14 protein-coding genes, 1 pseudogene and 1 other annotated feature are annotated in these 13,752 nt (G+C 54.1%); of the genes and pseudogenes, 5 read left to right on the forward strand and 10 right to left on the reverse strand.

Translation table 11 applies throughout. The features are described from left to right. The first annotated feature begins 4 nt into the window (after positions 1-4). A pseudogene (locus V6E55_RS13650) lies at positions 5-1,327 on the forward strand (IS4 family transposase). A gap of 25 nt (positions 1,328-1,352) precedes the next feature. Here V6E55_RS13650 and hisIE read toward each other — a convergent pair. The 9 genes from hisIE to hisL form a co-directional block, all read right to left on the reverse strand. Then, on the reverse strand, positions 1,353-1,964 hold the full coding sequence (gene hisIE / locus V6E55_RS13655; RefSeq protein WP_316943072.1) for a bifunctional phosphoribosyl-AMP cyclohydrolase/phosphoribosyl-ATP diphosphatase HisIE: 612 nt from the start codon (positions 1,962-1,964) through the stop codon (positions 1,353-1,355). Next, the gene (gene hisF / locus V6E55_RS13660) at positions 1,958-2,734 is read right to left on the reverse strand and encodes an imidazole glycerol phosphate synthase subunit HisF (protein WP_316943075.1); all 777 of its coding nucleotides are present in this window, start codon (positions 2,732-2,734) and stop codon (positions 1,958-1,960) included. Before hisF ends, hisIE begins: the two co-directional genes overlap by 7 nt. Next, positions 2,716-3,453, reverse strand: coding sequence for a 1-(5-phosphoribosyl)-5-[(5-phosphoribosylamino)methylideneamino]imidazole-4-carboxamide isomerase (hisA, locus tag V6E55_RS13665; RefSeq protein WP_114977798.1), 738 nt, complete (start codon positions 3,451-3,453; stop codon positions 2,716-2,718). Before hisA ends, hisF begins: the two co-directional genes overlap by 19 nt. Continuing rightward, on the reverse strand, positions 3,453-4,043 hold the full coding sequence (gene hisH / locus V6E55_RS13670; RefSeq protein ID WP_114977799.1) for an imidazole glycerol phosphate synthase subunit HisH: 591 nt from the start codon (positions 4,041-4,043) through the stop codon (positions 3,453-3,455). The genes hisA and hisH overlap by 1 nt, the downstream gene beginning before the upstream one ends. Then, positions 4,043-5,110 carry a bifunctional histidinol-phosphatase/imidazoleglycerol-phosphate dehydratase HisB gene (gene hisB, locus V6E55_RS13675; RefSeq protein ID WP_316943076.1) on the reverse strand — a complete coding sequence of 356 codons (1,068 nt, stop codon included), beginning with the start codon at positions 5,108-5,110 and terminating at the stop codon, positions 4,043-4,045. The genes hisH and hisB overlap by 1 nt, the downstream gene beginning before the upstream one ends. Next, on the reverse strand, positions 5,107-6,168 hold the full coding sequence (hisC, locus tag V6E55_RS13680; RefSeq protein ID WP_316943078.1) for a histidinol-phosphate transaminase: 1,062 nt from the start codon (positions 6,166-6,168) through the stop codon (positions 5,107-5,109). The genes hisB and hisC overlap by 4 nt, the downstream gene beginning before the upstream one ends. Continuing rightward, positions 6,165-7,469 carry a histidinol dehydrogenase gene (gene hisD, locus V6E55_RS13685; protein WP_316943079.1) on the reverse strand — a complete coding sequence of 435 codons (1,305 nt, stop codon included), beginning with the start codon at positions 7,467-7,469 and terminating at the stop codon, positions 6,165-6,167. The genes hisC and hisD overlap by 4 nt, the downstream gene beginning before the upstream one ends. Positions 7,470-7,474: 5 nt before the next feature. Then, a complete protein-coding gene (hisG, locus tag V6E55_RS13690) occupies positions 7,475-8,374 on the reverse strand; it encodes an ATP phosphoribosyltransferase (protein ID WP_028018500.1) in 900 nt (299 codons plus the stop codon). Between the two features lie 45 nt (positions 8,375-8,419). Next, positions 8,420-8,543 (reverse strand) — a sequence feature (His leader region). Continuing rightward, on the reverse strand, positions 8,519-8,569 hold the full coding sequence (gene hisL / locus V6E55_RS13695; protein WP_001364200.1) for a his operon leader peptide: 51 nt from the start codon (positions 8,567-8,569) through the stop codon (positions 8,519-8,521). It overlaps the preceding feature by 25 nt. A gap of 175 nt (positions 8,570-8,744) precedes the next feature. Between hisL and V6E55_RS13700 the strand changes: the two genes are divergently transcribed. From V6E55_RS13700 to V6E55_RS13715, 4 genes are all read left to right on the forward strand, one after another. After that, positions 8,745-9,569 (forward strand): SDR family oxidoreductase, encoded by an 825-nt coding sequence (locus tag V6E55_RS13700; protein WP_316943080.1) that lies wholly within the window; start codon positions 8,745-8,747, stop codon positions 9,567-9,569. Between the two features lie 41 nt (positions 9,570-9,610). Beyond that, positions 9,611-10,540, forward strand: coding sequence for a LysR substrate-binding domain-containing protein (locus V6E55_RS13705; RefSeq protein ID WP_316943081.1), 930 nt, complete (start codon positions 9,611-9,613; stop codon positions 10,538-10,540). A 219-nt stretch (positions 10,541-10,759) separates the two neighbouring features. Further along, positions 10,760-10,822: a membrane protein YoeI gene (gene yoeI, locus V6E55_RS13710; RefSeq protein ID WP_099458931.1), complete on the forward strand. Its 63-nt coding sequence runs from the start codon at positions 10,760-10,762 to the stop codon at positions 10,820-10,822. Next, a complete protein-coding gene (locus V6E55_RS13715; RefSeq protein WP_165383577.1) occupies positions 10,812-12,173 on the forward strand; it encodes an APC family permease in 1,362 nt (453 codons plus the stop codon). The genes yoeI and V6E55_RS13715 overlap by 11 nt, the downstream gene beginning before the upstream one ends. A gap of 61 nt (positions 12,174-12,234) precedes the next feature. Here V6E55_RS13715 and sbcB read toward each other — a convergent pair whose 3' ends face one another. Then, positions 12,235-13,671 carry an exodeoxyribonuclease I gene (gene sbcB / locus V6E55_RS13720; protein WP_410493454.1) on the reverse strand — a complete coding sequence of 479 codons (1,437 nt, stop codon included), beginning with the start codon at positions 13,669-13,671 and terminating at the stop codon, positions 12,235-12,237. Positions 13,672-13,752 lie beyond the last annotated feature (81 nt).

Raw genomic sequence — 13,752 nt, forward strand, 5'->3', positions numbered from 1 at the left:
TTAAATGGAATTTTCACAAGCCCTCGGCATTATTAACCTGACCGCTCCTGATGACGTCCAGAGTCTTGCCGATCTCCTTCCCCCCGACCTTATTCAGCAGGCCTTTTCCCTCACAGATACGGTGACGCTGCGTAAGCGTAAGCTTCCTCTTGAGTCCATGGTCTGGCTGGTTATCGGCATGGCGATGTTTAACAACAACCCCCTCTCCCATATCGTCAACCTGATGGACATCGTCGATCGTACCGGCAGACCCTTTACTGCCCCCAGCTCTGTCATTGCCCGGCGCAAAAAACTGGGTGAGGATGCCATCCGGGTGCTGTTCGACCTTACACAGCAGCACTGGCATGAGGAAGCCCGGCATCCGCTCTGGAACGGGCTGACGCTGAACGCTGTTGATGGTGCGGTCTGGCGGACGCCCGACACACCGGAAAATGTCGCTGCCTTCGCGAAAGCGGAAAACCAGTACGGTGAAAAAGGTTACCCACAGGTTCGCATGGTATGCCTGATGGAACTGAGTCGTCACCTGCTGCGCGCCAGCGTGATGGATCGGTATGACGTTAACGAGATGCGGCTGGCAGCAGGGCTGGCAAAACAGGTACCGGATAACAGTGTCACGTTGTTCGACAGGGGCTTCTGGTCAACAGGTCTGTTGCACGACTGGCACAAAGCCGGTGAGAACCGCCACTGGCTGCTGCCGCTGAAGAAAGGGACGCAGTATGAGGTGATACGCAGGCTGGGCAGACAGGATGAGCTGATAACGCTGAAGACGTCACCACAGGCAAGAAAACAGTGGGAAGGACTGCCGGATGAGCTCACTGTCAGGTTAATCAGGCGGAAAGTTAACGGTGTGGAACGTCAGGTTGTGACATCGATGACGGATGCAATGCGTTACCCGGCAGCAGATGTAGCGGAACTGTATAAACACCGGTGGGAAATAGAACTGGGGTATCGTGAGGCGAAGCAGTTCCTGTGCGGCAACCGCTGGACGCTGAGAAGTAAATCACCGGAGATGGTGAGACAGGAGTAGTGGGGAATACTGCTGACATACAACCTGGTCCGGTATCAGATGGTGAAAATGGCGTTCATGCTGAAGGGTGACTGCCTGCCGTATCAACTGAGCTTCAGCGGCTCGGTGGCAGAGATACTACGGCTGTTAATCGGGTTGCCGGGGTCATCACCTGGAGCAGTACCGGGGCATCTGAAACACTTCTACAGCAATGCCGCGATGCTGAAACTGCCGCCGAGACGAGAGCGGGAGTATGAGAGAGAAGTAAGACCCAAAAAGCCAAAATATCCTTTTAAAAACAATGCCGGTCACCTTAAGTGACCGGCATTAGGGGTTCCCCGGTTTTTTATTTATGACGCTTACGAAGATTCTCTATCACTGCCGTCAAATCCAGCTCCTGATCCTGCAGCAGCACCAGCAGGTGATACATCAAATCAGACGCTTCATTGGTCAGTTCCTCGCGGTCATGCACCGTCGCGGCCAACGCAGTCTCAACACCTTCTTCTCCCACTTTCTGCGCAATACGCTTGGTGCCGCTGGCGTACAGCTTCGCGGTATAAGAACTCTCAGGGTCCGCCGTTTTACGTTCAGCCAGAAGCTGCTCAAGCTGGTAAAGGAACAGCCACTGGTGGCTAGCCTCACCGAAGCAGCTGCTGGTTCCTTTGTGGCACGTTGGCCCAATTGGGTTTGCCAGAACCAGCAGGGTATCGTTATCGCAATCCGGCGAAATGCTGACCACATTCAGGAAATGACCTGAGGTTTCCCCTTTGGTCCACAGACGCTGTTTGGTGCGCGAGAAGAAGGTAACTTTACCGGTCTCGACGGTTTTGGCTAAGGCGTCCTGGTTCATATACCCCAGCATCAATACTTCGCCGGAAACGGCATGCTGGACAACCACGGGCAGTAGTCCGTCCGTTTTTTCCCAGTCCAGCTGTGCCTGTTGTTGCTCTGTTAACATACCCTGATCTCCACGCCCTGGCTGGCCAGGTACGTTTTTAATTCACCAATATTAATAATCTGTTTGTGGAACACGGACGCCGCCAGTGCGCCATCGACGTTTGCATCGCGGAAGGCTTCCAGGAAGTGTTCCATGGTGCCCGCGCCTCCGGAGGCGATCAGCGGGACGTGGCAAACCGCACGCACTTTTTTCAGTTGTTCGAGGTCATAACCGTTACGCACCCCGTCCTGGTTCATCATGTTGAGGACAATCTCGCCCGCGCCACGCTTCTGCACTTCCTGCACCCAGTCGAGGGTTTCCCATTGGGTCACTCGGGTTCGACTTTCATCACCGGTATACTGGTTAACGTGATATTTGCCCGTTGCGTCGTCATACCAGGTGTCGATCCCAACGACAATGCACTGCACGCCAAAGCGATCGGCCAGGCGAGTAATCAGCTCCGGGTCTGCCAGGGCAGGGGAGTTGATGGAAATCTTGTCGGCACCAAACGAGAGAATTTTGGCCGCGTCTTCAGCTGATTTAATCCCACCCGCCACGCAGAATGGAATATCGATCACTTCTGCTACGCGTGCTACCCAGCTTTTATCGACCACTCGGCCATCGCTGGAGGCGGTGATATCGTAAAACACCAGCTCGTCAGCCCCTTCATCAGCATAGCGTTTTGCCAGCGGGACGATGTCGCCAATGATCTCGTGGTTGCGGAACTGCACGCCTTTCACCACCTGGCCATCGCGCACGTCCAGGCAAGGGATTATCCGTTTTGCCAGCATTGAATCGCCTCCGTCACAGTAAATTTTCCTTCCAGCAGGGCGCGTCCAACGATCACGCCCTGCACACCGGTACCGCGCAGCGCGGCGATGTCAGCTAAATCACCAATTCCGCCGGACGACTGGAAAGCCACCTGCGGAAAACGTGCACAGACCTCGTCATACAGCGAGACGTTAGAGCCCGCCAGTGTGCCGTCGCGGGAGATATCAGTGCACAGTACGTGCTTCAGGCCAACGGGCTGATAAATAGCAACCAGTTCTTCCAGCGTCACACCAGAGTTTTCCTGCCAGCCGCTCACCGCAACCTGTTTGCGGCCCTGTTCGTCGATACGCACATCCAGCGCCAGTACCAGCGCATCCGCACCGAAACGGCGGAACCAGCCTTTGACCATTTCGGGGTCTTTTACGGCGGTAGAGCCAACGACAACGCGCGCCACACCAGCTTCAAGCAGAGCCGCAACGTCTTCTTCAGTGCGCACGCCACCACCTACCTGAACGGGGACATTCACGCCAGCGACCAGCTTTTTGAGTAGCGGGATCTGGCGTTTCGCCGGGTCTTTCGCGCCCGTGAGATCCACCAGGTGCAGCACTTCTGCACCCTGAGCCGCGTAATCCTGCAGACGTGGCAGTGGGTCGTTCCCGTAGTCACGTTGCTGCCCGTAATCGCCCTGATGAAGACGAACAACCGTGCCGTCAATTAAATCTAAAGCGGGAATAATCATCACATCTCCAGGAAGTTTTTCAGCAGCTGCGCGCCTGCGGCGCCAGAGCGTTCCGGGTGAAACTGCACGCCGAAGAAGTTATCTTTCTGCACCGCTGCGGTAAACGCTTCACCATAATTGCACTGAGCGATGGTGTACGGATTCACTGGCATGGCGTAGCTGTGCACGAAGTAAAAATACGCGCCATCCTCAATGCCGCGAAATAACCGATCACCTGCTTTGGCGTAAACGCGGTTCCAGCCCATATGCGGCAAAGGCAGGCCGTGGTCGTTCATTTTCGGCACGTCTTCTTCAATAATGCCCAACAGGTCGACGCCGTTGCTCTCTTCACTGCGGCGGCCCAGGATCTGCATACCCAGGCAAATGCCCAGAACTGGCTGGGTACAGGCTTTGATCAGATCGACCAACTCGCGTTCGCGAATCTGATCCATCGCGGCCTGTGCGGTTCCCACGCCCGGTAAAAAGAGTTTGTCGGCGCGCAGCACCACGTCCGGGTCACGGCTCACCACCGGCTCATAGCCATGACGCGCAATCGCCGATTTCACGGAGTTCAGGTTGGCGCATCCGGTATCCAGAATCACCACATTCATTACAGCACTCCTTTCGATGAAGGCAGGGCGTCACCTTCCACGCGGATCGCCTGGCGAAGGGTACGGCCAAAAGCCTTGAACAGACTCTCCACACGGTGGTGGTCGTTTTTGCCCTTGGTCTTAAGGTGCAACGTCAGGCCCATGGTGTAGGACAATGAACGGAAGAAGTGCTCAACCATTTCGGTGCTGAGATCGCCCACACGCTGGTAGGTGAAATCGGCTTTATATTCCAGGTGCGGACGTCCGGAGATATCCATGGCGCAACGCGCCAGGCACTCGTCCATCGGCAAGACAAAACCAAAACGGTTGATGCCACGTTTATCACCGAGCGCCAGCTTCAGGGCTTCACCTAACGCCAGGCCGGTATCTTCCACGGTGTGGTGATCGTCAATATAAAGGTCGCCTTTTACAGTAATTTCCATGCGGAAACCGCCGTGGGTGGCAATCTGATCCAGCATATGGTCGAAGAATCCCACACCTGTGTGGATCTTGCTGCCGCCTTCGCGATCCAGCCAGACCTTCACATCAATCTGCGTCTCTTTGGTGTTACGTTCAACGTGGGAATAGCGGTCACGTTTTGTTAGCTGCTCACCAATTTTCGCCCAGTTAAGACCGTTACGGTCATAGCGCAGCCCCACGATGCCCATATTTTCCGCCAGCGTAATATCGGTGATGCGATCGCCGATGACATAGCTGTTAGTTTTATCCAGCAAATCTTCCGCCAGATAGCGCTCCACCAGTTTCACTTTCGGCTTACGGCAGTCGCACTCATCGGCCGGCATGTGTGGGCAAATCAGCACTTCATCAAAGACCACACCCTGTGAGGTTAATACCTGCATCATCAGATTATGTGGGCCGTCAAAGTCCGCCTGCGGGAAGCTGTCGGTACCCAGACCGTCCTGATTGGTGATCATCACCAGCTTATACCCGGCTTTTTGCAGCTTAAGCAGTACGGGGATCACGTCCGCTTCAAAAGCCAGCTTGTCAAAACGATCGACCTGAAAATCGGCTGGTGGCTCCGAAATAAGGGTGCCGTCACGATCGATAAAAAGGATCTTCTGGGTCATACTTTCTCCGCTTTCAGGGCGTCAATCACGCGCTGGCTCTCTGCGCGGGTGCCTACGGTAATGCGCAGGCAGCCGCTCAGGGAAGGTTGTTTATTCTGGTCTCGTAAGATAATGCCCTGATCCCATAAAGATTTAAATACGGCACTGGATGCAGTGAAACGCACCAGGATGTAGTTGGTTTCCGAATCGAACACCTGCTCCACGCACGGGATATTCTTCAGAGCGGTCACCAGATACTGACGTTCCTCCAGGATTTGCGCCACACGATCGCGCATCGCGTTGATCCCCTGTGGGGTCAGCGCCTGTGCTGCAATATCGGCAACTGGCGTCGAAAGCGGGTAAGGGGCGATCACTTTCAACAGCAGGTCGATGACCTCTTTATTGGCCAGCGTGAATCCACAGCGCAGACCGGCGAGGGCAAAGGCTTTCGACAATGTACGCAGCACGACAAGGTGCGGATATTCTTCCAGCCAGCCTGTCAGCGTCGCCTGCGGGCAGAACTCAATGTAGGCTTCGTCAGCGACCACCAGGGCTTTCCCACGCGTCATCTCCAGCAGGGTACGGATGTCCTGCGGGTTGATAATCTGTCCGGTCGGGTTGTTTGGGCTACAGACAAACACCACCTTTACACCATCGAGATTATCGGCAATGCCCTGCAGATCCAGCTGCCAGTTGTCGAGAGAAAGGACGTTGCGACACGCCACGCCGAAGGTTTCCGCGCTGACGCTATACATGCCGTAGGTAGGCTGGCAGTACATCACCGCATCTTTACCCGGCTCGCAGAAGGCACGGATCAGCAGCTCAATACCTTCATCGGCTCCACGGCTAACCAGCACCTGCTCCGGCTTCACTCCCGCGTACTGCGCGTAGTTTTCGATAACGGCCTTTGGCTGACACTCCGGGTAGCGGTTCAGGGTTTGCTGAGAAAGCTCAAATTGGACCGCTGTCGGGAATTCGTTAGCGTTCAGCCAGACATCACCTTTACCACCTAAACGACGTGCAGACTGATACGGAGTCAGTTGACGGACATTTTCACGGGCTAATTCTTCAATGCTCATGCTTGCTCCTTCAGGGCTGCAACGCGCAGCGTAACGGCATTTTTGTGGGCGGTCAGGCGTTCAGCAGCAGCCAGTGTCTCAATGGTGGACGCCAGTGAGGCAAACCCTTCGCGGGACAGCTCCTGCACAGTCATGCGTTTCTGGAAATCCGCCAGGCCGAGGCTTGAACAGGTTGAGGTATAACCATACGTCGGCAGAACGTGGTTGGTGCCGGAGGCGTAATCACCCGCGGATTCCGGTGACCAGTCACCCAGGAAAACCGAACCTGCGCTGGTGATGCTGTCGACCAGGTCGCGTGCATTTCGGGTCTGAATAATCAGGTGCTCCGGGCCGTACTGATTAGAGATGGCTATACACTGCGCCAAATCGCGCGCCACAATCAGACGGCTGGCGGCTAACGCCTGACGTGCCGTTTCGGCGCGGGGCAGGTCAGCAAGCTGGCGCTCAACGGCTTCACCGACGCGTGTTGCCATATCGGCATCCGGCGTCAACAGAATGACCTGCGAGTCAGGGCCGTGTTCCGCCTGAGACAGCAGGTCGGACGCGACGAAGTCCGGCGTTGCGCCGCTGTCGGCAATGACCAGCACCTCAGACGGACCGGCAGGCATGTCGATTGCTGCACCGTCCAGACGCTGGCTGACCTGGCGCTTGGCTTCGGTCACGAAGGCGTTGCCCGGGCCAAAAATTTTGTCGACCTTTGGAATGGATTCGGTGCCAAACGCAAGGGCGGAAATCGCCTGTGCGCCACCCACTTTATAGACCGCCTGTACGCCGCACAGCTTTGCTGCGTAGAGGATCTCATCGGCAATCGGTGGCGGAGAGCAGAGCACCACTTTCTGACAACCCGCGATACGCGCCGGGGTAGCCAGCATCAATACGGTGGAGAACAGTGGAGCCGAACCGCCAGGGATATACAGCCCAACGGACGCTACCGGGCGGGTCACCTGCTGGCAACGCACACCAGGCAGGGTTTCAACATCCACAGTTTGCAGCTTTTGTGCGGTGTGGAAGGTCTCAATGTTTTTCACCGCGACGGCCATCGCCTGCTTGATGTCATCACCCAGACGATCACTGGCATCAATGATTTCCTGTTCGGTAACCTTCAGTGCGCCCACCTCAGTCTTATCAAATTTGGCACTGTATTCACGCAGCGCGTCATCGCCACGGGCTTTGACGTTCTCAAGGATCTCCGCTACGGTGCGTGAAATGCTTTCGGAGGCGGAAATCGCCGGGCGCATCAGCAACTCACGTTGTTGTGCGTCGCTACAATTATTCCAGTCGATGATTGTGTTAAAACCCATGGCCGTTACTCCATCATCTTCTCAATTGGCAGCACCAGGATTGAGCTTGCCCCCAGCGCCTTCAGTTTTTCCATGGTTTCCCAGAACAGGGTTTCGCTACTGACCATATGCATCGCCACGCGCTGCTGATCGCCCGCCAGTGGCAGGATGGTTGGGCGCTCGGCACCCGGTAACAGAGCAATCACTTCATCCAGACGCTCGGTTGGCGCGTGCATCATGATGTATTTGGATTCACGTGCCTGGATCACGCCCTGAATACGGGTCAGCAGTTTGTCGATCAGCTGCTGCTTGGCATCGGCCATGTCGCCGTCACGCTGAATCAGGCAGGCTTTTGAGCGGTAGATAACTTCCACTTCGCGCAGGCCGTTCGCTTCCAGCGTTGCGCCAGTAGAGACGAGGTCACAGATGGCGTCCGCCAGACCCGCACGCGGTGCGACTTCAACAGAGCCATTCAGCAGACAGGATTTAAACTGCACACCTTTTTGATCCAGGTAACGCTTTAACAGGTGAGGGTAGGAGGTGGCGATACGTTTGCCGTTCAGTGCAGCCGGGCCGTCCCAGGCTTCATCGACCGGCGTTGCCAGTGACAGGCGGCAACCGCCGAAGTCCAGACGACGCAGGGTGAAGTAACGCGGGTCTTCGCCTTGTGCACGGCGAGTGAGAAGTTCTTCTTCCAGCACGTTTTCACCGATGATGCCGAGGTCAACGACGCCATCCATCACCAGGCCTGGGATATCGTCATCACGCACACGCAGAATGTCGATGGGCATGTTTTCAGCCAGAGCAATCAGGCGCTGGGTGTGCAGGTTAATTTTGATCCCGCAACGGGCCAGCAGTTCGCGTGAATCGTCACTCAAACGACCTGATTTTTGAATAGCTATGCGTAAACGTGAGTTATCTAACATTCTTTATTCCTCGTTAACCTGTTTTAACCTGTCTGAATTTGGTCCAAAAAAAAGCCCCCGGAAGAAGATCTTCCGGGGGCTTTTTCATGCGTTCATGCACCACTGGAAGATCCAAACGTCTTCCAGCACACATCGCCTGAAAGACTAGTCAGGATGATGGTGATGATGGTGGTGTTTAAATTGAACGCGTGTCATATAAATTCTCGATGAATGCTTATTCATTTGATGCCTTTTAACCTAAACCAGTTGTGCAACATATTGCAAGGGCTTTTTTTGATCATTAATTCATTTCATATTGATGCTATGAATTGTGTGTTCTGCCGGGCTGGCGTAGCCTTATGAAAGACGAGTACGAGTCAGGAGAATTCGCATGAAAAAGGTCGCGATTGTCGGTTTAGGATGGCTGGGAATGCCGCTGGCGATGTCATTAGCCGCGAAAGGCTGGCAAGTGACCGGGAGCAAAACCACGGCGGATGGGGTAGAAGCAGCGCGCATGTGCGGTATTGATGGTGTCGAACTGCGTCTGGAACCCGAGCTGGTGTGTGATGCTGACGATCTGGACACGCTGATGAACGTCGATGCGCTGGTGATTACGCTACCCGCGCGGCGCAGTGGCCCGGGTGAGTCGTTTTATTTGCAGGCGATGCAGGAAATTGTCGACAGTGCGCTGGCACACCATGTTCCGCGCATTATCTTTACCAGCTCGACGTCAGTCTATGGAGATGTCGAAGGTGTGGTGAAAGAGAGCTCCGGGCGCAATCCTGTTACCGCGAGCGGCCAGGTACTGAAAGAGCTGGAAGACTGGCTGCATAATCTCCCTGGCACGCAGGTTGATATCATCCGTCTGGCGGGTCTGGTGGGGCCAGGGCGTCATCCAGGACGTTTTTTTGCCGGGAAGTCAGCGCCAGACGGGCAACATGTTGTCAATCTTGTGCACCTTGACGATGTTATTGGCGCAATTGAGCTACTCTTACAGGCTCCCAAAGGTGGACACATCTATAATATATGTGCACCTTCTCATCCTACGCGTAGTACGTTTTACCCGCTTATGGCACGTCAGTTGGGCCTGGCTCCGCCGGTTTTTGGTGAGACAAAGGATGAAAGTAAAGGCAAAATTGTTGATGGCAATCGCATTTGTCATGAGCTGGGGTTTGAGTATCAATATCCCGATCCGCTGGTGATGCCCATGGAATAAGTCTCGCAGCGGAGACGATCGCACACCAGAAGGGGGCGAGCATGAAACCGCTGCTTGATGTTCTTATTATTCTGGATGCACTGGAAAAAGAAGGGAGCTTTGCAGCCGCCTCAGCAAAGCTCTACAAAACCCCTTCGGCGCTGAGCTACACCGTTCAAAAACTGGAAAGCGATCTCAATATTCAGATCCTCGATCGCTCCGGGCACCGCGCACGTTTTACCCGTACCGGGCAGATGCTGCTGGAAAAAGGACGTGAAGTCCTCCATACCGTTCGCGAACTGGAAAAACAGGCCATCAAACTTCATCAGGGATGGGAAAATGAGCTGGTTATAGGAGTCGATGATACCTTTCCGTTTTCGCTTCTTACGCCGCTGATTGAGGCATTTTATCAACACCACAGCGTGACCCGGCTTATCTTTATAAACGGTGTGCTGGGCGGTTCCTGGGATGCGTTAACCCAGGGAAGGGCGGATATTTTCGTCGGTGCACTCCATGAACCTCCGCAGTTGAGTGATTTTGGTTTTGCCCGTCTGGGCGTGCTGGAGCAGGTTTTCGCCGTTGCGCCGCATCATCCGCTTGCTCAGGAACCAGAGCCTATTAATCGCCGGGTTATTAAAGGCTACCGTGCGATTGTAGTGGGGGACAGTTCACGGCCAGAGTGTGCGGTTTCCTCGCAATTACTTGATGAGCAGGAAGCCATTACCGTTTTTGACTTTAAAACCAAGCTGGAATTGCAAATCAGTGGTCTGGGTTGCGGCTATTTGCCTCGTTATCTTGCGCAGCGGTTTATTGATAGCGGTGCGCTGGTTGAAAAACAGGTGCTTGCTCAAAGCAGTAATGAATCAGCGTGGGTGGGCTGGAATGAACAAACCTCTGGACTGGCAAGCAGCTGGTGGCGAGACGAGATTTTAGCAAATAGTGCTATCGCTGCCGTTTACTCTCAGGCCAGCGTCGAGAAATCAGCCAGTTAGCAAAAAGAAAATCACCCAGGGCATTGCAAAGTATTGCCTTTTGTATCCGATGTGGGGCAAAATGCGGCCGCTGCAACCAAATGAATAATCGACGATATAAAAGGCGTCGGTTATTTTTTTTTGCATGTACGAAACGAAACTAAAAACCAAGAGGCCGGGCTTCGTACCGGATAGATATTTACTAAAATCCGACAGTTGTTGTCGCTGAGGAATAAAGAAATGGGGCAATTTTTCGCTTACGTGGCGGTTATCACCGTAAAGGAGAATAACTATGTCGCATAACGCAACTCCAAACACCTCTCGCGTGGAATTACGTAAAACACTTACGTTGATTCCGGTTGTTATGATGGGCCTGGCCTATATGCAACCAATGACGCTGTTCGATACATTCGGTATCGTATCAGGCCTCACTGACGGTCACGTTGCAACGGCGTATGCCTTTGCGCTGGTCGCTATTCTCTTTACTGCGCTGAGCTACGGTAAACTGGTTCGCCGTTTCCCGTCCGCAGGCTCTGCGTACACCTATGCTCAGAAATCCATTAGCCCGGCGGTAGGGTTTATGGTGGGCTGGTCATCACTGCTGGACTACCTGTTCATGCCGATGATCAACATTCTGCTGGCAAAAATTTACTTTGAAGCACTGGTACCTTCTGTACCGTCGTGGATCTTCGTAGTGGCGCTGGTGGCCTTTATGACCATCTCTAACCTGCGTAGCATCAAGACCGTGGCTAACTTCAACACCCTGATTGTTATTCTGCAGATGGGTATTGTTGCGGTAATCGTTGGCCTGATCATTTACGGTGTTTCTCACGGTGAAGGTGCAGGTACATTGACCAGCACGCGTCCATTCTGGTCTGAAGGTGCGCATGTTGTGCCGATGATCACCGGTGCGACGATTCTGTGCTTCTCGTTCCTCGGCTTTGACGGCATCTCTTCTCTGTCAGAAGAGACCAAAGACGCTGAGCGCGTGATCCCGAAAGCGATTTTCCTGACAGCGCTGATTGGCGGCATGATCTTCATCGGTGCCTCTTACTTCCTGCAGCTGTACTTCCCGGATATCTCTCGCTTTAAAGATCCGGATGCGTCACAGCCTGAAATCATGCTGTACGTGGCAGGTAAAACCTTCCAGTGGGGCGTGCTGATCTTCTCAAGCGTAACCGTACTGGCGTCCGGTATGGCGGCACACGCAGGCGTTTCTCGTCTGATGTACGTGATGGGTCGCGACGGCGTGTTCCCGACTCGCTTCTTCGGTTATGTTCATCCGAAATGGCGTACTCCTGCATGGAACGTGCTGCTGGTTGGTGCTATTGCTCTGCTGGCGATTAAATTTGACCTGGTGACAGCAACTGCACTGATTAACTTCGGTGCGCTGGTGGCGTTCACCTTCGTTAACCTCTCTGTGATCTCTCAGTTCTGGATCCGTGAGAAGCGCAACAAGACGCTGAAAGACCACTTCAACTATCTGGTGCTGCCTGTATGTGGCGCGCTGACTGTTGGCGCACTGTGGATTAACCTGGAAGAGAGCTCTATGGTTCTGGGTCTGATCTGGGGTGCTATCGGTCTGATTTACCTGGCCTGCGTAACAAAAAGCTTCCGCAACCCGGTTCCTCAGTACGACGAAGACGTTGCCTGAGTTTTAACGCAATAAAAAAAAAGCCGGAGACATCGCCTCCGGCTTTTTTTATACCCATCATTCAGACTATCTCTTGCGCGTACTGGAACAGGGATTTCAACAGTGCCTGTTTCTCAGCATTCCCTTCATATTGCGCATAAAGCATCTCCAGCTCCTGAGCATAGCTATGCAGGAACTCCGGCGTAAAGACATTACGACGATGCTGTAACCAGCGTTCCTGTTCCGCTTCATCGAGGGTTCCCGGGTAGTTACGCGCACGGTAATTAAACATCAGCTTTTCAATGCGCTTGTCGGCGAAAGTGATATCCAGCGCCGGCAGGTTACGCGGATCAGTTTGCAGGACGATATTCATCGCCGCGCGGTCGGCATCGCTGAAGAAACCGTTGTATAGCTGGGCATCCACGTTTTCAGACGGAACGAACGGTTCTGCTTCTGCAAAAATGGCGACCACTTTCTCACGCACCTGAGGGTTTTCTCGCAGCACTTTCAGGTTATCCAGGCAGTGTTGTCGGTTAATGCCCAGTTTGTCTGCATCTTCCGGGCGCAGCGTATTGGCCTGCGCCAGTACCGGACATTTATTGATATGCACCAGTTTGACCGGTACCGCAGGCAGATCGCCGAGTTCATTTTTCGGTGTGTATAGCCGTTCACGCAGGGTATCGCTGTCGAGCTCCAGCAGCGGCGAGATATCACCAGCTAAATCCACCATAATGACCGCATTACGGTTATCCGGATGCCAGGCCAGCGGCGCGACCCAACTGGTGTTACCACGCCAGGCACCGAACATACCGGAGATATGCACCAGCGGTTTCATCTGCGGCACATCAATCAGCGTGGTCAATTTCTGTTTGCTGCGGTGGCTCAGCAGATACTCAAACAGCCTTGGCTGGGCGGTTTTCACCAGCTTCGCCATGGCAATGGTGGCATAGACGTCTGCCATCGCATCGTGGGCATTACTGTGCTCAATGCCATTGGCACGCGTCAGATGTTCCAGCCTGAAGCTCGTCAGCCCTTCATCATTCTCCGACCAGTTAATACCTTCCGGACGTAACGCGTAGCAGGCGCGCATGATGTCGAGTAAATCCCAGCGAGAATTACGGTTCTGCCAGCTCCAGGCATACGGGTCGTAGAAGTTGCGATAGAAAATATTGCGCGTCACTTCATCATCAAAACGAATGTTGTTATAACCCACCACGCATGTATTGGGGACGGTAAACAGATCGTGGATGCGTCGGGCGAACTCTGCCTCATTAACCCCTTTTTCCCTCGCCTCTTGCGGGGTAATCCCGGTAACCATGACCGCGCCAGGCTGCGGCAGGTAGTCGTCAGCGGGCTTACAGTAAAAGACCTCCGGCTCGCCAATAATATTGAATTCGTCGTCGGTACGGATGGCGGCAAACTGCGCCGGTCGGTCCAGCGCCGGGTGAGTGCCAAAGGTTTCGTAATCGTGGAACAAAAAAGTCGGGCGTGCGGCAGAGTCAGACACCAGTAATACCATCCTGTTAAAAAATGACACCACTATGGTAAACGATCGAACGGGTCAGACCGAATAAAAAGCGCCTCTGGGGTAAAAATTTGC

Source organism: Enterobacter sp. 342, from assembly GCF_036663495.1.
Classification (GTDB): domain Bacteria; phylum Pseudomonadota; class Gammaproteobacteria; order Enterobacterales; family Enterobacteriaceae; genus Enterobacter.